Genomic DNA, 18,018 nt, shown 5'->3' with positions numbered 1-18,018 from the left:
GAATGAGATGCCTTAATCATTATCATTATAAAATTGCTGGAACACGGCCAAAGTTTGATAATCTCCAGCGGCGCCAGCATCACGCATCAACCGGGTTGGCGCGTGTAAAAATTGTTTGGTCAGGCGTTGCGTTAATTCGGCAAGCACGTCGTCCGCAGGTTTTCCCGCAGCAAGATGATTGCGCGCCCGTTGCAACTGTTCTTGGGCAAGCTGCTCCGTCTGTTGACGGAACTCGCGTAATAAATGCAGGTGGTCAAGGCCACGCAGCCACGTCATGAAGTGCTCTGTTTGCTCAACAATCATTGCTTTGGCTTGCTGCGCAGCTTCTTCACGGTTACGCATATTCTCTTGAATAATGCCTTGCAAATCATCCACGCTGTACAGATACGCATCATTGAGTTCATCGACCTGCGGCTCAATATCGCGCGGCACGGCCAAGTCAATCAGCAACATGGGCTTGCGCTTGCGCTGCTTGAGCGCGCTTTCCACGATGCCTTTACCAATAATCGGCAAGGTACTCGCGGTCGACGAAATGACAATATCAGCTTGCGGCAACAATTCAGGTAACTCACCTAAGGTGTGCCCGTAACCGTTAAATTTCTCGGCAACAGTTTGCGCACGCATCAAGGTACGGTTGGCCACATGGAGTTTGTTCACGCCGATATCTGTCAAGTGCTGCGCCACCAATTCCGCGGTGTCCCCCGCCCCCACTAACAAGACCGAAGCTTGTTGCAAGTCAGCGAAGATATGGCGCGCTAGGTTCACCGCCGCAAAAGCAACGGATACCGCATTCTCGCCCACAGCAGTTTCACTACGTACGCGCTTGGCGATATGGAACGTTTGCTGAAACAAGCGCTCTAAAATGCTGCCGACACTGGCTTGGTTTTTGGCAAATTGGTAGGCCTGTTTCACCTGCCCAAGAATTTGCGGCTCGCCTAAAATCAGCGAATCAAGACCACTGGCAACCTGCATTAAATGATCAATTGCTTTAGCGTCGGTGTGGCAGTAACTGTGTGTTTGCAAGGCGGTTGCAGAAACCCCGTGGTAGCCTGCTAACCACCCTAGCAGTAAGTCGCTAGAAGGCGCAGTGCCGGTATCCGCGGTACAGTATATTTCGGTCCGATTACAGGTCGACACGATGACAGCTTCACGCACCCCCGTCTGCTCACGCAGCGCTGGTAGAGCCTGATGAAGTTGTTCTGGCGAGAACGCAATTTGTTCGCGCAAGTCTACTGACGCGGTTTTATGGTTAACACCGAGTGCAAAAATAGTCATAATGAGATATCGCGAGCCTCTGGCACTGCAAAACGCCGCTAATTGTACGTCAAAGGCCTTATGATGAAAAGCACACCGACACGCTGGATGAAGTCATGAAAGTACGCTTTTTACTGCTCTTTGCAGTTTTTCTTAGTGGTTGCGCCACCGCACCACCCCCAGTCAGCGAAGACGCTGTCGCGCCTGCGGCCATTGCCCGCCATCAACAACATCTTGCGCAACTCGAGCAGTGGCAATTGCAAGCACACATCGCCCTGTTCAATTTGACCAATGATGAGCGTGACGCCGTGTACCTCGAGTGGCGCCAACGTCCGCAACAGATGCAGTTACGCTTTTACCACCCACTCAAAGGTACCCTCGCGCGGCTGGAACAAACCCCATTAGGGGCGACCTATTATGATGAAGATGACCAAGCCTATTACGGTAGTGATGCCGAGCAATTGGTGCATCGACTGTTTGGCTACCAGCTGCCGTTGGACTTATTACAACAAGTGGTCATTGGCCAACAACCTAAGCTTGTCAGCGCGCCAAGTTATCGTAATTTCAGCACTAGCAATGGTGATTTAGCGCCATTAGCCAGCTATCACACGAAAGCCAGCGAGCAACAATGGCACGTCCAACTCAATGCTTATGAAGTGGTGAATAGCAAGGTCTACCTGCCTACGGCAATTGCACTTGAAAGTGCCCTTTGGCGAATTAAAATGCGAGTCCGAAAATGGCAACTTTAGTCCTTCCAGCTCCGGCGAAACTTAATTTATTTTTGCACATTACCGGCCGCCGCGAGAACGGCTATCACGACCTGCAAACCGTGTTTCAGTTTCTCGACCTTCATGATGTGTTGAGTTTTACACGAACGGATAACCCTAACATCGAATTGCTTTGTTCGGCCCCCGAACTTGCCAACGACGATAACTTGGTCGTGCGGGCCGCGCGCCTGTTGCAACAGCATAGCTCAGTCACGCAGGGCGCCCGCATTGTCCTTGAGAAACGTTTACCGTACGGCGGTGGACTGGGCGGCGGCTCATCCGATGCAGCCACCACGTTACTTGCATTGAATCACTTGTGGCAAGTGCACCTTTCCATCGAAATACTGATGCAGCTCGGTGCTCAGCTTGGCGCTGACGTGCCAATATTTATTTTCGGCCATGCTGCATTCGCCGAGGGCATTGGTGAAAAACTTACCGCGATCGATCCCCCCCAACCATGGTATCTGGTGGTGGACCCAGGGGTGCACATCAGTACCGCAAAATTGTTTAATCATCCGCAACTTGAACGCCAGTGCGAACCTATTGCGAGTAGCGATTGGCAACTCCACAACACCTACAATGTATTCGAGCCACTGGTCCGCGAAGCCTATCCGGAAGTTGCCAACGCCTACAACTGGTTGGTAGAATACGCGCCAATTCGACTCACGGGTACCGGAGCTTGCCTCTTCGGTGCATTTGAAAGTCAAGAAGAGGCGCGTGCTGTACTTGCAAGGATGCCATCACGATGGAACGGATTTGTTGCTCGTGGCCTAAATGAATCTCCGGTCTGCCAGCTACTGCGGCAGGCTTCAACTGACAACCTGACCAAACAAGACTGAGGTTTAGTGTGCCTGACATGAAGCTCTTTGCTGGCAACGCCACGCCAGAACTCGCCCAGAAGATTGCTGACCGACTTTATATTAAGCTCGGTGATGCTGAAGTAGGCCGTTTTAGTGACGGCGAGATCAGTGTCATGATCAATGAAAATGTACGTGGTTCTGACGTTTTCATCATTCAATCGACCTGTGCACCGACCAACGATAACTTAATGGAGTTAATCGTAATGGTTGATGCCCTCCGCCGTGCATCTGCCGGCCGTATCACCGCAGTAATGCCGTACTTCGGCTACGCCCGTCAAGACCGTCGCGTGCGCTCAGCACGGGTACCAATTACAGCGAAAGTTGTCGCCGACTTCTTATCAAGTGTTGGTGTTGATCGTGTGTTGACCGTTGACTTGCACGCAGAACAGATTCAAGGTTTCTTCGACGTTCCTGTCGACAACGTATTCGGTAGCCCTGTCTTGCTTGAGCATTTGCGTACCCAAGACTTCCACAACCCAGTGGTGGTTTCACCTGATATCGGTGGTGTCGTACGTGCCCGTGCGGTGGCGAAACTTTTGAACGACGTTGACCTAGCGATTATTGATAAGCGCCGTCCACGTGCGAACGAGTCACAAGTCATGCACATTATCGGTGACGTTAGCGACCGTGACTGCATCATTGTCGATGACATGATCGACACCGGTGGCACCCTTTGCAAAGCTGCCGATGCGCTAAAAGCCAATGGCGCGCGTCGCGTGTTTGCTTATGCCACTCACCCAGTATTCTCAGGCAATGCTGTTGCCAACATTCGCGAATCCAACATCGATCAATTGGTGGTTACTGATAGCATTCCTTTGCAGCCAGAAATGAAGGCGTTGGATAAAGTGCATCAATTGACGCTAAGTGGCATGCTCTCTGAAGCATTACGCCGCGTTAGCAACGAAGAATCGATCTCGGCGATGTTCGAGTATTGATTGCTATTCAGGGGTGCGGGTGGTACTATTCCGCGCCCTTAAAAATGGCCTAGGTCATTTTCTGAAGGAAGTGTCGGATATTTGGTCGCGAATATCCGGCTTATTTTATTTAACGGAGACACATTCTTATGTCGACTATTGATTTTACGATTCAAGCAGAACTGCGTAAAGATACAGGGAAAGGTGCGAGCCGCCGCCTGCGTCACGCAGACAAAGTGCCAGCTATCCTTTACGGCGCGAACAAAGAGCCAGTAGCGTTAACGCTTGACCATAACAAAGTTAACAACATGGCTGACCACGAAGCTTTCTATTCGCACATTTTGACTATCGTTGTTGATGGTGAAAAGCACGAAGCGATCTTGAAAGACGTTCAACGTCACCCGTTCAAGCCTAAATTGACTCACCTTGACTTCCAACGCGTTGAAAAAGGTCAGAAGTTACACACACACGTGCCTGTACACTTCTTGAACGAAGCAACTGCGAAAGGCGTTAAAGATGAAGGCGGCGTCATTGTTCACCACGTGAATGATTTAGAAATCAACTGCTTGCCAAAAGACTTGCCAGAATTCGTGGAAGTTGACGTGGCAAACTTGACCTTAGGTCAAACCCTTCACTTGAGCGACCTTCAATTGCCTAAAGGCGTTGAGTTGGTTGAGCTTGCGAAAGGTGAAGATCACGACCAAGCAGTCGTTTCAATCACTGCGCCGCGCGTTGAGAAAGAAGAAACTGACGAAGAAGTTTCTCCAGAAGTACCAACCGCAAAAGACGAAGCTGAAGACAAAGACGCATAAGCCGTCATGTCGACAATTCGTTTAATCGTGGGCCTGGGTAATCCAGGCCCCGAATACAGTCAAACTCGCCATAATGCAGGCTTCTGGTTGGTTGAAGAATTCGCCCGCCGGCATGCCCTCAGCTTGCAGCCCGAAACAAAATTCTACGGTCACACGGCTCGCCTACAAAAAGGTGCGCTTGACGTGCGTTTGCTCGAACCCATGACCTTTATGAATAAAAGCGGGAAAGCTGTTGCTGCACTTGCTAACTTCTTTAAAATCGCCCCAGATGAAATTTTAGTTGCCTACGATGAGCTCGACTTGCCGCCGGGTGTCGCTAAATTTAAAACCGGTGGTGGTAGCGGTGGACATAACGGCATTAAAGATATGATTGCTTGCCTTGGCAGTTCTGACTTTCACCGTTTACGTATTGGTATCGGTCATCCAGGTCACAAAAGTAAAGTGACTGGCTATGTGCTTGGCAAAGCGCCAGCACAAGAACAGCACTGGATGGATGATACCATTGCGCAAGCATGCAATAGCATTGAGCTATTGCTCACCCAAGATATGCGAGCAGCGCAACAGCAGCTGCATAGTTTTAAAGCACAAAGAGAGAACTAAAGATGGGATTCAAATGTGGTATCGTCGGTTTACCTAACGTCGGCAAATCAACGTTGTTTAACGCCTTGACGAAAGCAGGCATCGAAGCAGCTAACTTCCCGTTCTGTACCATTGAACCCAACACTGGCGTGGTGGCCGTTCCTGATCCACGCTTGGACCAATTGGCTGAAATCGTCAATCCGCAACGCGTGATCCCAACGACGATGGAGTTCGTCGATATTGCCGGTCTCGTGAAAGGCGCGTCAAAAGGCGAAGGTCTTGGTAACCAGTTCCTTGCTAACATTCGTGAAACGGATGCCATTGGTCATGTGGTACGTTGCTTTGAAAACGACAACATCGTGCACGTTGCCGGTAAAGTTGATCCGCTTGCGGATATCGAAGTCATCAACACTGAACTTGCCCTTGCTGACCTAGATAGCGTCGAAAAATCCATTACTCGTTTAGGTAAAAAAGCCAAAGGTGGTGACAAGCAGGCGGTGGCTGAAATTGCCGTACTTGAAAAGCTGTTGCCAGCCTTAGAAAACGGTGACATGGCGCGCTCAGTTGAGTTAAGCAAAGATGACCGAGCGACCATTCGCTCCTACAACTTGTTGACCTTGAAGCCAACCATGTACATTGCCAACGTTAATGACGACGGTTTCGAGAACAACCCTTACCTTGATAAAGTGCGTGAAATCGCCGCCAAAGAATGCGCTATCGTGGTACCTGTCTGTGCTGAAATCGAAGCAGAAATTGCTGAACTCGACGACGATGAAAAAACTGAGTTCATGGCTGACCTTGGTATTGAAGAGCCAGGTTTGAACCGCGTGATTCGTGGTGGTTATCAGTTATTAAACTTACAAACCTACTTCACCGCAGGTCAAAAAGAAGTGCGTGCATGGACCATTCCTGTAGGTGCAACAGCACCTCAAGCCGCCGGTAAAATTCACACCGACTTCGAAAAAGGCTTCATCCGCGCGGTCGTCGTTGGTTTTGACGACTACATCACCTACAAAGGTGAACAAGGTGCGAAAGAAAACGGTAAGCGCCGCGAAGAAGGTAAAGACTATATCGTGCAAGACGGTGACGTGATTTTATTCCGTTTCAACGTGTAAACACGCGCTAGCTACGACCCCAAAGGCCTACCCATGTGTAGGCCTTTTTTATGGCCGCTAGACGCCGGTTTGACAGGGTAAATCACTCCGCCCGCCCCACTCTGACCAAGACCCATCATACACCTGTACCTGCGCATACCCTGCAAGTTGCGCTGCTACAGCAAGCACACAAGCGGTAATGCCAGAACCACACGTCATTAGCAAACGCACATCGGTGTTGGTGCGCCCGAGTAACTGCTGAAACTGATCACGCAATGCTGTCGCAGAGCGAAACCGATGCCCTTCTAATACCTCAGCGAAAGGCAAGTTACAGGCGCCCGGCATATGTCCAGCGCGCATGCCTGCTCGTGGTTCAGCTTTAGTGCCAGCAAAACGCTCAGCAGAACGTGCATCAATAATCACTGGCTCAGCCTGTGACAACGCTGCGTACACCTGTTGCCACGTCGCGACCTTGTCAGCCTGCCAATGCGCCGTCACGTCCCCTGTTTGACCAGCTTCGGCGTAGTGTTCCAGCGTGGGTCGCCCCTCAGCAAGCCATTGCGGCAAGCCACCATCAAGAATACTCACACGCGGCAAGCCCATAGCTTGCAATAAAAACCAAGCGCGTGGTGCCGAATAAATCCCTTGATTGTCGTACACCACCAAATGATCCTCTTGCTGCACTCCCAGTTGACGTAACCAAGTGGTCACTTGCGATGCTGGAGGTAAACTATTCGGCAAGGCCGCGGTGTTATCGGTCAATTGCGTTTCCAAGGCTAAATCGTAAGCACCGGGAATAACCATCGGGTTGGCATAGGTTAGAGGTTCACGTCCCACCACTTTCGCCATACTGGCATCAACGACCTTCACGCGAGGGTCATCAAGATGTTCTGCCAACCACTGCGTTGTTACACAAATCGGCTCTGCCACTGTTGCGCTCCTTTCGTTGTTACACTCAAAAGTTATCAAAACACCAATAAATGTTCGGCTTTCTATTTGAAACTCAAGACATCAAGCCCCATGCTAACACTAACATCAGGAAATTTTATGCAGCTATTGCTGCTGAGCAAGCTACGCGATTCACTAGAGGATGTCACTATGGCAGACCGTTACCGTATCGAAAAAGACAGCATGGGTGAGATGCAAGTGCCTGAAACAGCACTGTGGCGTGCGCAAACCGAACGCGCACGGCAAAATTTTCAAATCAGTTCCCTGCGTCTTCCTATTCCAACTTTACAAGCGATAGCCCACATTAAGGCTGCCGCCGCAGCAGCCAATCAGCAACTTGGCTATCTCGACGCTGACATCGCCGCGGCCGTCATTAAGGTGGCGAAAGACATTGCTCGCAAGCCGGACCCAACCCAGTTTCCACTCGACGTGTTCCAAACCGGCTCAGGTACCAGTACCAACATGAACATGAACGAGGTGATCGCGGAAACCGTATGCCGCGACCAGGGCCGTGAAATTCATGCCAATGACCATGTGAACTGTAGTCAAAGCAGCAATGATGTTATCCCCAGTAGCATTCAAATCAGTGCCGTACTGGAACTTGAACGCCACTGGCTGCCAGCAATACGTCATTTACTTAAGGTCATTGATGAAAAAGCCAAAACCTTGGAACAGGTCACCAAAACCGGCCGCACTCATCTTATGGATGCCATGCCCATCACTATGGCGCAAGAGCTTCAAGCTTGGAGAGCGCAATTAACGCATTGTGAGCATGCCGTATGTGATGTAATGCAACGTTTACGTGCCCTACCTCAGGGCGGCACGGCAGTCGGTACCGGCGTCAACGCGCCAACAGGCTTCCGTGAAGCCTTTTGTGAAGCTCTTAGCCAGCACACCGGCAGTCACTTTTTCCCGGCCGAGAATGCCTTTGCCGGCATCGCCGGGCAAGAACTCAGCTTGCAACTCGCAGGTGCCCTCAATAGTTGCGGTGCCGTGCTTTTGAAAATCAGTAATGATCTCCGCTGGATGAACAGTGGCCCGTTAGCAGGCTTGGGTGAAATCACCCTCAAGGCACTACAACCGGGTAGCAGCATCATGCCGGGCAAAGTAAACCCAGTCATTCCTGAGGCTGTTGCCATGGTTGCTGCGCACGTTGCCGGGAGCTATCAAAGCATCGCCACGGCCGCCCAGCAAGGCAACTTCCAACTAAATGTGATGCTGCCATTAGTGGCGTATCATTTGAATGAAAGTATCGCCATCAGTGCACAAGCCATGTATGCGCTCGCTGACCAAGCCATTGCCGATTTCACTGTCAATCACGCCAACCTTGAACAGGCCTTGGCACGCAACCCAATTCTGGTGACGGCTTTAAACTCCGTTATCGGTTACAACAAAGCTGCCGAAATCGCCAAACGCGCCTATCAGGAACAACGGCCAGTGCTTGATGTCGCATTAGAAATGACGGATTTGAGCCGTGCGCAACTTGAGATATTACTTGACCCGAAACAACTGACGCACGGGGGTATTCCCGGTGCAGAGCAAGCATAGGAGTATTGAATGAGCACACCACATGTTGTGATTACCGGCGCCAATCGCGGGATTGGCCTAGCCCTCGCCCAGCAATACCACACAGCAGGAGCCCGCGTCACGGCGGTTTGTCGTCACCCTTCTGAGGCACTGGAACAGCTTGGCATCGCCATCATCGATGGGATTGATGTTACCGCGCCTGAGGCGTTAACACTGCTTGCCGAGCGTCTAAAAGGTGAATCCATCGACATTTTAATCAACAACGCAGGCCTGCTTGAGGGCGACAACTTCGAGAGTTTCGCCAGCGACAGCATTGAACGCCAATTTCGCGTCAATGCCATTGCGCCGTTGAATGTTTGTCGTACCCTGCGCGATAACTTAAATGAAGGCAGCAAAATCGCGCTCATCACCTCACGCATGGGATCGATGGCGGACAATGGTTCCGGTGGCCAGTACGGCTATCGTATGAGCAAAGCCGCACTCAATGCTGCCGGCGTCTCACTTGCACGCGATTTAGCTCCGGCAGGAATTGCCGTGGCGCTATTGCATCCAGGCTATGTACAAACTGATATGGTCAATCATCGGGGTGACATTAGCGCTGACGAAGCTGCCTCGCGATTAGTACAGCGTATTGCAGAATTAAATCTTGCCAATAGCGGTAGCTTCCGTCACAGTAATGGCGAGTCGTTACCTTGGTAGGCTCCACTTTGGTCAAAAGGGTAAAAAAGGCCAAGATGCGCTGATTAAATAACCAAACTATCGTTTTTTTAATCAATCGCACCCTTGAACGCGTTTTTTTGCGAAAAAGAGGTTGACGCTTGAGTCACTGATTTGCATAATACGCGCCGCACTCACCGAGCGCAGTTTTAAAAAATTTGGTATGGCTACGTAGCTCAGCTGGTTAGAGCACAGCACTCATAATGCTGGGGTCGCAAGTTCGAATCTCGCCGTAGCCACCATCCAAATTCTGGGCGGACGTGGTGGAATTGGTAGACACGCTGGATTTAGGTTCCAGTGCCTCACGGCGTGAGAGTTCAAGTCTCTCCGTCCGCACCAACTTCGCATCGATGAGCGCAAGTTTTTAAGACCTTAGTTGGGGTATAGCCAAGCGGTAAGGCAGCGGGTTTTGATCCCGCCATTCCCAGGTTCAAATCCTGGTACCCCAGCCAACTTAAAAACTGTTCCGAGAGTTGGGGTATAGCCAAGCGGTAAGGCAGCGGGTTTTGATCCCGCCATTCCCAGGTTCAAATCCTGGTACCCCAGCCACTCTCCCTGCTTGTTGCGGGGGTGGCGGAATTGGTAGACGCGCTAGCTTCAGGTGCTAGTGAGCTAACGCTCGTGGGGGTTCAAGTCCCCCCCTCCGCACCATCTCTCAATGGTGACCGCAACAAATGCAAACAAACCGCCTTTCGGCGGTTTTTTTATATCTAATAATCTTTACTCGGGTCTTGCTTCACGCGCTCACGCTCGGCCTCATAGGCACCATGTGACTCCTCCGTTTTTCGTACACAATCAAACCGTTGTTCTTTAGTCGGTAGCTTTTTGCATTGCTCCGTCCGATAACGCGACGAATAGTCATAAATAAACTTCGACGAGCAGCCGGACAACCCAATCACCGTTATCATGCTGACAAGTAACATCCTTTTCATTGTACTTCTCCTATTCCCACCCCATCGCCGCGCGAACAATGTGCCGCTTCAGGGGTTTTACTAAAGACACGGCGGCCAAGCCGCTAGCCACCGCAAAACGTGGTATCAGATGTGGACTACGAAAGCCGATATGGATCGCATCCATCGCCCGCATCATGCGCTGATTCACCCGCATTTGTTGTTGCTCATAGTGCGCTAAAGCTTGCGCCATCGGTTGTGTACGCAACGCTTGCAGCAACACTTGCACATCGACAAAACCCAAGTTGACGCCTTGCCCCGCCAGCGGATGAATACCATGGGCGGCATCACCAAGCAGCACTACACCACGCTCGTCATAGTAACGCAAGGCGCGCTGACGGCGCAGTGGAAAGCTGGCAAAGTTCTGCAGTTTAAAAGGACCAATATGCGGCGTAAAAGTTTCTTTCAGCGCAGCTTTCACTTGGCTCTCGTCTTTCCCGCGCCAGTCCTGTTCAGCACGGTAATCGATCAAGCAAGCTAAGTTTTCTTGCAATGGCAGCAGCGCATAAGGTCCCTCGGGTCGAAAAATTTCCCACGTTTGCGCCGCAATGGATTGTTTAACCTCTGCTACCGCAAGTAAACAGCGCATGCCATAGTCCCAACCGCGCACACCAATGCCAGCCGCTTTGGCGACCACAGAGTTGACGCCATCAGCACCTAACAACAGGTCGTAGTGAATAGGCTCACCACCTTTTACGTCAATGGTCTTGTTTTTAATATCGAACTGATGAATGTCGCATGCCGCGCGACAGGTCACTTGCGGCTGTGATGCTAAATACTCCCAACATGCGCGCACTAGCGCATTATTCTCAACCATCACGCCGAGCTGCGGCTCATTTACCTCGGCCGCGGTAAAATCAAGTTGCTGACGATCACAGGTGGTGACACTTAAGGCGTCATAAGGAAGGTAGCGTGACGGCGCAACCAATGACCACACGCCAAGTTGCTGCAACCAATTGACATTACGTTGGTGTACCGAGGAGATCCGTAAATCCCACAACGCACTAGGTGCTGCCGCGAGCGGCGAAGGACCGCGTTCCAACAACGTTACCTGCCAACCAAGTTGCTGGGCGGCAACGGCTGCAGCCGCACCAACCAAGCCACCACCAACGATTGCTACATGCATAGCGCCTTCCTTTTCTAAACATCTTGACGGCATGATAAGAAATACCGCGATAAGAATACAGTGATTCACATCAACTATCGGCAAGTTTATCGGTGAATCGTGCTACCATAGCGCCCTCTTTGTGGTACCACCGATAAAGGCGGTTATGGATACTCCTCAACGCACCGTTGTGCTGGCCTCTGTATTAGTGTTGACCGCTGAGCTTTGTTTTGCCGGCGTCAGTGCTATCGTAAAACATCTCAGCACTGACGTGCCTTCGGAACAGTTGGTCTTCTTTCGTAATTTAATGGCCTTTATCGTGCTTTTACCCTGGCTCTGGCGTAAAGGCCCTGATGCCTTTAAAACCAAAGCATGGCGCTTTCACCTGACGCGCGGCATTGCAGGTCTTGCAGCAATGTATTTGTTCTTCTACGCCATCGCTAATTTACCCTTAGCGCAAGCCACCTTAGTGTTGCTGTTATCGCCTTTTATTATTCCGGTCATTGGTCGGGTATGGTTGGCAGAGCGCGTTCTCCCGCAAACCTGGTTAGCCATCGCCACCGGCTTTATTGGTGTATTTATCTTCTTGAACCCGCTCGGCACTGCGCTGTCACCGGTGGTACTGGTCGCTTTTGTCGCTGCCTTTTTTGCGGCTTTTACGAAAACATTAATTCGACAAATGTCGGCCACCGAATCTTCCAGTAAAATTGTCTTTTATTTTTCTGCGCTTTCCACCCTTCTATCAGGAATTCCCCTGCTCTGGCTTGGTCAATCGATTGCTTTGGATCACCTTTTTGCCATCGTTGCCATGGGCTTGCTGGCGGTGGCTGGGCAACTTGGCATGACCAAAGCCTTTGCGCTGGCTCCTGCCGCACGCGTTGGGGTATTCACCTATAGTTCAGTGATCTTTGCTGCGCTGATGGGGTATATCTTCTGGGACGAGGCCATTACCTGGTACATGTTGTTGGGCGCCAGCATTATTACTCTGGCAGGTTACCTTGCCATTCGCACACGGCGCAAAGCAGAAAGCACGGGCAAAGTTGGCAGTTAATGTCAGAACAGGCTAAAATAGCGGCCCTTAATTACCATACACCAACGCAAGTGAGCGTAACGAATTTATGAGCAAGAAGTTATATATCAAAACGTGGGGCTGCCAGATGAACGAGTACGACTCTGCGAAGATGGCAGATCTACTACAGGCAACGCACGGCTATGAAGTTGCAGCCGAACCCGAAGACGCGGATTTGATCCTGCTCAACACCTGTTCGATCCGTGAAAAAGCGCAGGAAAAAGTGTTCCATCAGTTGGGCCGTTGGAAAACACTGAAAGACAAGAATCCTGACCTTGTGATTGGTGTCGGTGGCTGCGTTGCGTCGCAAGAAGGCGATCACATTCGTAGCCGCGCGCCTTATGTAGACATTGTTTTCGGTCCACAAACCTTGCACCGTCTGCCAGAAATGGTGAAACAGGTTCAGACTGAACACACTCCGATGGTCGATATTTCGTTCCCAGAGATTGAAAAATTTGACCGCTTGCCCGATCCAAAGGCCGAAGGCCCAACGGCTTTCGTATCGATCATGGAAGGCTGTAGTAAGTACTGTACCTTCTGCGTGGTGCCTTATACCCGTGGTGAAGAAGTGAGCCGTCCCGTCGATGATGTGCTCTATGAAATTGCCCAATTAGCAGAGCAAGGCGTGCGTGAAGTGAACCTTTTAGGTCAAAACGTCAACGCTTTTCGTGGTGAACATTTTGACGGTTCCGTCTGTCGTTTCTCAGAATTGCTGCATTTAATCGCGGCAATTGACGGCATTGATCGTATTCGTTACACCACCTCGCACCCGGTTGAGTTTACCGACGATATTATTGAAGCTTATGCCACCATTCCAGAGCTAGTGAATCACTTGCACTTACCGGTACAAAGTGGCTCTGACCGCGTACTAACGTTAATGAAGCGTGGTCACACTGCCCTTGAGTACAAGTCGCAAATTCGCAAACTTAAACGCATTCGTCCTGAGATTGCCATGTCGTCTGACTTTATTATTGGCTTTCCAGGTGAAACCGACGCAGATTTTGAAGCGACCATGGATCTTATCCAGGCGGTCGACTTCGACCTTAGTTTTAGCTTTATCTACAGTGCGCGCCCAGGAACGCCTGCGGCAGACCTGCCTGATGATGTCAGTGAAGAAGCCAAGAAACAACGCCTGCACCTGTTACAGCAACGCTTGAACCAACAGGCGCACAACCATGCGCGCCGTATGCTAGGTACCGAGCAACGTATTTTGGTCACTGGACCATCGAAAAAGAATCCGATGGAACTTAGTGGCCGTACCGAAAATAACCGTGTGGTGAACTTTGAAGGCACGCCAAACATGATCGGTAAATTTGTGGATGTCACCATTACCGACGTGTTTGCCAACTCATTACGAGGTGATGTGATCCGCGTTGAAGATGAGATGGGACTACGTGTTGACACAGCACCGCAAGACATTCTCTCGCGTCAGGCACGCACGCAGCCCGACGAGCTCGGTGTCGCCAGTTATGTGCCGCCGCAACAGTCGTAACCACAAGAGGTTCTTTTGAGTCCGAAAGTTACTACCCTTGATCTTGAGCTGACGCCGGCAGATAGCCGGCGTTTGGCCGAACTCTGCGGCCCGTTTGATGAAAACCTTAAACATATTGAACGCCGCTTAGGTATTGAGATCACCTATCGCAACGAAGCATTCCGCCTGATTGGCCAGCCACACACCGTGGAAGCAGCGGCGACCATGCTGCGCGAGCTTTATGTTGAGACCGCAACCGTGAAAGGTAAAGCAGGCACTGTGGAGCCCCAGCAAGTACATCTGGCGATTCAGCAAGCCAACATACTTGAGCAAGGCCACGGTGACCCGGCGGCAGAGAAAATGACCCATATCAAAACCAAACGGGGCATGATCAAACCGCGTAATCACAATCAAGCTGAATACGTGCGCGCTATTTTAAGTCACGACGTCAATTTCGGCGTTGGCCCAGCTGGTACAGGGAAAACTTATCTCGCCGTAGCTTGTGCTGTTGACGCCCTTGAGCGACAAGAAATTCGCCGCATTCTGCTGACCCGCCCTGCCGTTGAAGCAGGCGAGAAGCTTGGCTTCTTACCCGGTGATCTCGCCCAGAAAGTCGATCCTTATTTGCGTCCGTTATATGACGCCTTATTTGAGATGCTCGGCTTTGAGCGAGTGGAGAAACTGATTGAGCGCAACGTTATTGAAGTCGCACCGCTCGCCTATATGCGCGGCCGCACGTTAAATGATGCCTTCATCATTTTGGACGAAAGCCAAAACACCACCTGCGAACAAATGAAAATGTTCCTGACGCGCATTGGTTTTAATTCACGTGCGGTGATTACCGGAGATATCACGCAAGTGGATTTACCGCGTGGGCAAAAGTCAGGCTTGCGGCATGTCATTGAAGTGCTGAGCGAAGTCCCCGATATTAGTTTCACCTTTTTCCAAGCTGGCGACGTTGTTCGTCACCCTGTTGTACAACGTATTGTGCAAGCCTACGAAGACTTTGAGAGCTCTCATGACGCTAACCGTTGATCTGCAGATTGCTTCAGAAGCGTCTGATCTACCTGCGCAAAGTGCGATTGAGCAATGGGTTACTGCAGCACTTGCTGGACACCAGTGGCAAGACGGACCGGTAGAACTGACCGTACGAATTGTTGATGCCGACGAAGGTCGTGAACTCAACGCTGCCTATCGGCAACGGGATTACGCCACCAATGTGTTGTCTTTCCCATTCTCCGCCCCCATCCCGATGCCAGTCACCTTACTTGGCGATTTGGTGGTGTGTGCGCCAGTTGTCGCCTCTGAGGCCAAAGAGCAACAGAAACCGCTGCAGGCACACTGGGCGCATATGATTGTACACGGAACCTTGCATTTGCTAGGTTATGACCATATAGAGACGGATGAGGCAGAACATATGGAAAGCCTCGAAACGTCTATTTTAACCAGCTTAGGGTATGCTGACCCTTATGCTGAAGTTGGTAACTAAACGGAGCAATGCCAGCTAATGAGCGATGACCATCCCCACTCTACCAACGGTTCTGCGCGTAAATCGTGGGCAACCAAATTGTTGCAGCTATTTACCGGAGAACCGAACAGCCGCGAAGAGTTAGTAGACCTGATTCAAGACGCTGAAGAACGCGACTTGATTGATAACGACACCAAGGAAATGATCGAAGGTGTGCTTGATGTCGCCGAACTGAAAGTCCGTGACATTATGGTGCCTCGTTCGCAAATGGTGACCATTGATATCAACCAAGGCGTTGATGAGTTTTTACCTATCGTGATTGATGCGCAGCACAGTCGCTACCCGGTGATCAGCGAAAATAAAGATCATGTCGAAGGTATTTTGCTCGCCAAAGACCTGCTGGCGTACGGCTTCGGCATGACCGAAGACAACTTCTTACTCAGCAAGGTTATCCGCCCGGCGGTGATCGTGCCGGAAGGTAAGCGGGTTGACGTACTCCTTAAAGAGTTCCGCTCACAACGCTACCATATGGCGATTGTGGTCGATGAATACGGTGGCGTCTCTGGCCTTGTGACCATTGAAGATATTCTCGAAGAGATTGTCGGCGATATCGAAGATGAAACCGATCATAATGATGATGTGAAAGCCGACATTCGCCGCATCAATAAGTCGCGCTACTCAGTGAAAGCACTCACCACCATCGAAGACTTTAACGATTACTTCGGCACCCATTTTGGTGACGAGGAATATGACACTATTGGTGGTATGGTTGCCCACGGCTTTGGTCACTTACCAAAATCTGGTGAAGAGCTTTCAATTCAAGGCATTCACTTTAAGGTCACTAGCGCCGACAAACGCCGTATCCAGCAGTTACAAGTAAGTTTACCTGAGCCTCAGGTCGACTCCGACACGGAAAATTAGTATGGCTCGACTCAAACGGCGCTGGCAAGCAGCGCTCTCTCGCTTAGGCAGCGTAGCACTAGGTGCGCTGCTGGTGTTTAGCTACGCACCGTTTGAGCAAGCCTGGCTGCCCTTTATTGTTTTTCCTTTATTGGTGTTCTTACTGCACACCAAGAACCCAGATAATGCCTGGCGCTTAGGGTATTACTTTGGCTTTGGCTGGTTCGCTGCGGGCCTAAGTTGGATTTACGTCAGCATCGATAGCTTCGGCGGCTTGCATCCCATCGCTTCCGTCGCGATTCTTTTGGTGCTATTCAGCTACCTCAGTTTATTTCCGGCCTTCGCGCTGTGGTTGTGGCGCTGGCTGAGTGTGCGCATCCACCCGGCTGGGTATTGGAGTTTACCACTGACATGGCTGATTGCTGAGTCAGTACGCGGCTGGTTCTTGACAGGTTTTCCATGGTTGGAGCTTGGCTACACGCAAACCGATACTTGGTTAGCAAGCTACGCCACCTGGTTTGGTGGTGCGGGCATCAGCAGTATTCTTCTGTTACTGGCATTATTGGTTGTTCGCTTCGTGCAACAGCGCCACTGGCGTTACCCGGCAGTCGCCTTCGGTGCCTTAGTGTTACCCTTAGTTCTGACGCAGCTCAACCAAGTGTCACGTACCGGCGAAAGTCTAAAAGTTGGCCTTGTGCAAGGAAACATCCCACAGTCGATCAAGTGGAACCCTGATCAACACTGGCCTAACCTGAAAACCTATTTAGAGCTGACCCGTCAATTGTACAACGACCATGACGTGATCATCTGGCCAGAGTCGGCGGTAACCATGCCAGAGCCCTATACAGATGACATCTTGGCCATTCTGCACGATGAGATGTCAGAAACGTCAACAGCACTGATGACCGGCATTGTCGATATCCAAGACGAAGCCTATTACAACAGCGTGATTACCCTTGGCCAAGACGGTACAGGGCATGTTGATGAGCCTTATCAACACGGCCATAGCAATCGCTTCAAGAAGCATCAACTGTTGCCCATTGGGGAATTCGTCCCGTTTGAATCTTTATTGCGCCCCTTGGCGCCATTATTTAACTTACCCATGTCGTCCTTTAGTCGCGGCGAGTACGTCCAACAACCGCTGCGCGCACAAGGCCGTGAATTTAATACGGCAATTTGTTATGAAATTGCCTTTCCAAACCAAGTGCAAGCCAATTTCACTGATACTACCAACTTCTTGCTAACGGTCAGTAATGACACTTGGTTTGGCCGCTCACATGGCCCTGCGCAGCATATGCAAATTGCGCGGATGCGCGCCATCGAGCTGGCACGCCCCTTGATTCGCTCAACCAATAGCGGCATTACCGCCATCACCGATGAGCGGGGGCGCTGGTTAGCTCGGGCGCCTCAATTTGTCGCCACCACCATCTCGGCCGAAGTACCTATTGTGCAAGGGTTAACGCCCTACACATTACTTGGCGTTTGGGGCAGTTGGCTTTTAGCTGGATTGATTCTTATCGGTGGCGCATTTCCCGTGGTCATTCGCCGCCAAAATAAGTAAACTATCCCCTACTCTTTTTGTG

Annotated in this window: 18 protein-coding genes and 5 tRNA genes; 19 read left to right on the top strand and 4 right to left on the bottom strand. The window is 50.9% G+C overall.

Translation table 11 applies throughout. The features are described from left to right. Positions 1-12: 12 nt before the first annotated feature. Complete coding sequence (hemA, locus tag G535_RS0109810; RefSeq protein ID WP_026861899.1) at positions 13-1,275, bottom strand: glutamyl-tRNA reductase; 1,263 nt, start codon at positions 1,273-1,275, stop codon at positions 13-15. A gap of 95 nt (positions 1,276-1,370) precedes the next feature. Between hemA and lolB the strand changes: the two genes are divergently transcribed. The 6 genes from lolB (at position 1,371) to ychF (ending at position 6,301) form a co-directional block, all read left to right on the top strand. Further along, the gene (lolB, locus tag G535_RS0109805) at positions 1,371-2,003 is read left to right on the top strand and encodes a lipoprotein insertase outer membrane protein LolB (RefSeq protein WP_026861898.1); all 633 of its coding nucleotides are present in this window, start codon (positions 1,371-1,373) and stop codon (positions 2,001-2,003) included. Next, positions 1,991-2,860 carry a 4-(cytidine 5'-diphospho)-2-C-methyl-D-erythritol kinase gene (ispE, locus tag G535_RS0109800; protein WP_026861897.1) on the top strand — a complete coding sequence of 290 codons (870 nt, stop codon included), beginning with the start codon at positions 1,991-1,993 and terminating at the stop codon, positions 2,858-2,860. The genes lolB and ispE overlap by 13 nt, the downstream gene beginning before the upstream one ends. Positions 2,861-2,868: 8 nt before the next feature. Next, positions 2,869-3,816, top strand: coding sequence for a ribose-phosphate pyrophosphokinase (locus tag G535_RS0109795; protein WP_026861896.1), 948 nt, complete (start codon positions 2,869-2,871; stop codon positions 3,814-3,816). A gap of 128 nt (positions 3,817-3,944) precedes the next feature. Next, positions 3,945-4,607 (top strand): 50S ribosomal protein L25/general stress protein Ctc, encoded by a 663-nt coding sequence (locus G535_RS0109790; RefSeq protein WP_026861895.1) that lies wholly within the window; start codon positions 3,945-3,947, stop codon positions 4,605-4,607. A 6-nt stretch (positions 4,608-4,613) separates the two neighbouring features. After that, on the top strand, positions 4,614-5,207 hold the full coding sequence (gene pth, locus G535_RS0109785) for an aminoacyl-tRNA hydrolase (RefSeq protein ID WP_026861894.1): 594 nt from the start codon (positions 4,614-4,616) through the stop codon (positions 5,205-5,207). 2 nt (positions 5,208-5,209) lie between these two features. Continuing rightward, positions 5,210-6,301 (top strand): redox-regulated ATPase YchF, encoded by a 1,092-nt coding sequence (gene ychF / locus G535_RS0109780; protein WP_026861893.1) that lies wholly within the window; start codon positions 5,210-5,212, stop codon positions 6,299-6,301. 57 nt (positions 6,302-6,358) lie between these two features. Here ychF and G535_RS0109775 read toward each other — a convergent pair whose 3' ends face one another. Then, positions 6,359-7,210, bottom strand: a complete 852-nt coding sequence (locus G535_RS0109775) for a sulfurtransferase (RefSeq protein WP_026861892.1) — start codon at positions 7,208-7,210, stop codon at positions 6,359-6,361. 117 nt (positions 7,211-7,327) lie between these two features. On the opposite strand from G535_RS0109775, the gene G535_RS0109770 reads away from it, so the two are divergent. From G535_RS0109770 to G535_RS0109740, 7 genes are all read left to right on the top strand, one after another. Continuing rightward, entirely contained in the window at positions 7,328-8,776 is a 1,449-nt protein-coding gene (locus G535_RS0109770; protein WP_338053359.1) for a class II fumarate hydratase, read from the top strand. Positions 8,777-8,785: 9 nt separating this feature from the next. Then, positions 8,786-9,454, top strand: a complete 669-nt coding sequence (locus tag G535_RS0109765) for an SDR family oxidoreductase (protein ID WP_026861890.1) — start codon at positions 8,786-8,788, stop codon at positions 9,452-9,454. Between the two features lie 183 nt (positions 9,455-9,637). Next, positions 9,638-9,714, top strand: a tRNA-Met gene (locus tag G535_RS0109760). A gap of 12 nt (positions 9,715-9,726) precedes the next feature. After that, a tRNA-Leu gene (locus tag G535_RS0109755) sits at positions 9,727-9,811 on the top strand. Positions 9,812-9,849: 38 nt separating this feature from the next. Beyond that, positions 9,850-9,924: transfer RNA gene (locus G535_RS0109750), tRNA-Gln, on the top strand. A gap of 22 nt (positions 9,925-9,946) precedes the next feature. Beyond that, positions 9,947-10,021 (top strand) — tRNA-Gln (locus tag G535_RS0109745). A 15-nt stretch (positions 10,022-10,036) separates the two neighbouring features. Continuing rightward, positions 10,037-10,123, top strand: a tRNA-Leu gene (locus G535_RS0109740). A gap of 59 nt (positions 10,124-10,182) precedes the next feature. Here the strand turns inward: G535_RS0109740 and G535_RS0109735 are convergent. Continuing rightward, positions 10,183-10,404, bottom strand: a complete 222-nt coding sequence (locus G535_RS0109735) for a hypothetical protein (protein ID WP_126775140.1) — start codon at positions 10,402-10,404, stop codon at positions 10,183-10,185. Positions 10,405-10,414: 10 nt separating this feature from the next. Then, positions 10,415-11,548 carry an FAD-dependent oxidoreductase gene (locus G535_RS13410; protein WP_034728003.1) on the bottom strand — a complete coding sequence of 378 codons (1,134 nt, stop codon included), beginning with the start codon at positions 11,546-11,548 and terminating at the stop codon, positions 10,415-10,417. Positions 11,549-11,693: 145 nt separating this feature from the next. Between G535_RS13410 and G535_RS0109725 the strand changes: the two genes are divergently transcribed. The 6 genes from G535_RS0109725 (at position 11,694) to lnt (ending at position 17,996) form a co-directional block, all read left to right on the top strand. Further along, entirely contained in the window at positions 11,694-12,578 is an 885-nt protein-coding gene (locus G535_RS0109725; RefSeq protein WP_026861888.1) for a DMT family transporter, read from the top strand. 67 nt (positions 12,579-12,645) lie between these two features. Then, entirely contained in the window at positions 12,646-14,088 is a 1,443-nt protein-coding gene (gene miaB, locus G535_RS0109720) for a tRNA (N6-isopentenyl adenosine(37)-C2)-methylthiotransferase MiaB (RefSeq protein WP_026861887.1), read from the top strand. 15 nt (positions 14,089-14,103) lie between these two features. Continuing rightward, positions 14,104-15,102 (top strand): PhoH family protein, encoded by a 999-nt coding sequence (locus tag G535_RS0109715; protein WP_026861886.1) that lies wholly within the window; start codon positions 14,104-14,106, stop codon positions 15,100-15,102. Further along, on the top strand, positions 15,086-15,556 hold the full coding sequence (ybeY, locus tag G535_RS0109710) for an rRNA maturation RNase YbeY (protein WP_026861885.1): 471 nt from the start codon (positions 15,086-15,088) through the stop codon (positions 15,554-15,556). The genes G535_RS0109715 and ybeY overlap by 17 nt, the downstream gene beginning before the upstream one ends. Before the next feature lie 18 nt (positions 15,557-15,574). Then, positions 15,575-16,456: a CNNM family magnesium/cobalt transport protein CorC gene (gene corC, locus G535_RS0109705; RefSeq protein ID WP_026861884.1), complete on the top strand. Its 882-nt coding sequence runs from the start codon at positions 15,575-15,577 to the stop codon at positions 16,454-16,456. 1 nt (position 16,457) lies between these two features. Beyond that, the gene (gene lnt / locus G535_RS13405) at positions 16,458-17,996 is read left to right on the top strand and encodes an apolipoprotein N-acyltransferase (protein ID WP_034727999.1); all 1,539 of its coding nucleotides are present in this window, start codon (positions 16,458-16,460) and stop codon (positions 17,994-17,996) included. Positions 17,997-18,018 lie beyond the last annotated feature (22 nt).

The organism is Pseudidiomarina sediminum DSM 21906 (assembly GCF_000423165.1).
Lineage (GTDB): Bacteria > Pseudomonadota > Gammaproteobacteria > Enterobacterales > Alteromonadaceae > Pseudidiomarina > Pseudidiomarina sediminum.
The sequence above is the reverse complement of the archived record's forward strand: the minus strand, read 5'-3'. Positions and strand labels throughout refer to the sequence as shown.

What these genes read in the sequence shown, in the direction of transcription:
- hemA (WP_026861899.1), bottom strand. Translation starts at nt 1,275, where the DNA reads ATGACTATTTTTGCACTCGGTGTTAACCATAAAACCGCGTCAGTAGAC.
- lolB (WP_026861898.1), top strand. Translation starts at nt 1,371, where the DNA reads ATGAAAGTACGCTTTTTACTGCTCTTTGCAGTTTTTCTTAGTGGTTGC.
- ispE (WP_026861897.1), top strand. Translation starts at nt 1,991, where the DNA reads ATGGCAACTTTAGTCCTTCCAGCTCCGGCGAAACTTAATTTATTTTTG.
- G535_RS0109790 (WP_026861895.1), top strand. Translation starts at nt 3,945, where the DNA reads ATGTCGACTATTGATTTTACGATTCAAGCAGAACTGCGTAAAGATACA.
- pth (WP_026861894.1), top strand. Translation starts at nt 4,614, where the DNA reads ATGTCGACAATTCGTTTAATCGTGGGCCTGGGTAATCCAGGCCCCGAA.
- ychF (WP_026861893.1), top strand. Translation starts at nt 5,210, where the DNA reads ATGGGATTCAAATGTGGTATCGTCGGTTTACCTAACGTCGGCAAATCA.
- G535_RS0109770 (WP_338053359.1), top strand. Translation starts at nt 7,328, where the DNA reads ATGCAGCTATTGCTGCTGAGCAAGCTACGCGATTCACTAGAGGATGTC.
- G535_RS0109765 (WP_026861890.1), top strand. Translation starts at nt 8,786, where the DNA reads ATGAGCACACCACATGTTGTGATTACCGGCGCCAATCGCGGGATTGGC.
- G535_RS0109735 (WP_126775140.1), bottom strand. Translation starts at nt 10,404, where the DNA reads ATGAAAAGGATGTTACTTGTCAGCATGATAACGGTGATTGGGTTGTCC.
- G535_RS13410 (WP_034728003.1), bottom strand. Translation starts at nt 11,548, where the DNA reads ATGCATGTAGCAATCGTTGGTGGTGGCTTGGTTGGTGCGGCTGCAGCC.
- G535_RS0109725 (WP_026861888.1), top strand. Translation starts at nt 11,694, where the DNA reads ATGGATACTCCTCAACGCACCGTTGTGCTGGCCTCTGTATTAGTGTTG.
- miaB (WP_026861887.1), top strand. Translation starts at nt 12,646, where the DNA reads ATGAGCAAGAAGTTATATATCAAAACGTGGGGCTGCCAGATGAACGAG.
- ybeY (WP_026861885.1), top strand. Translation starts at nt 15,086, where the DNA reads ATGACGCTAACCGTTGATCTGCAGATTGCTTCAGAAGCGTCTGATCTA.
- corC (WP_026861884.1), top strand. Translation starts at nt 15,575, where the DNA reads ATGAGCGATGACCATCCCCACTCTACCAACGGTTCTGCGCGTAAATCG.
- lnt (WP_034727999.1), top strand. Translation starts at nt 16,458, where the DNA reads ATGGCTCGACTCAAACGGCGCTGGCAAGCAGCGCTCTCTCGCTTAGGC.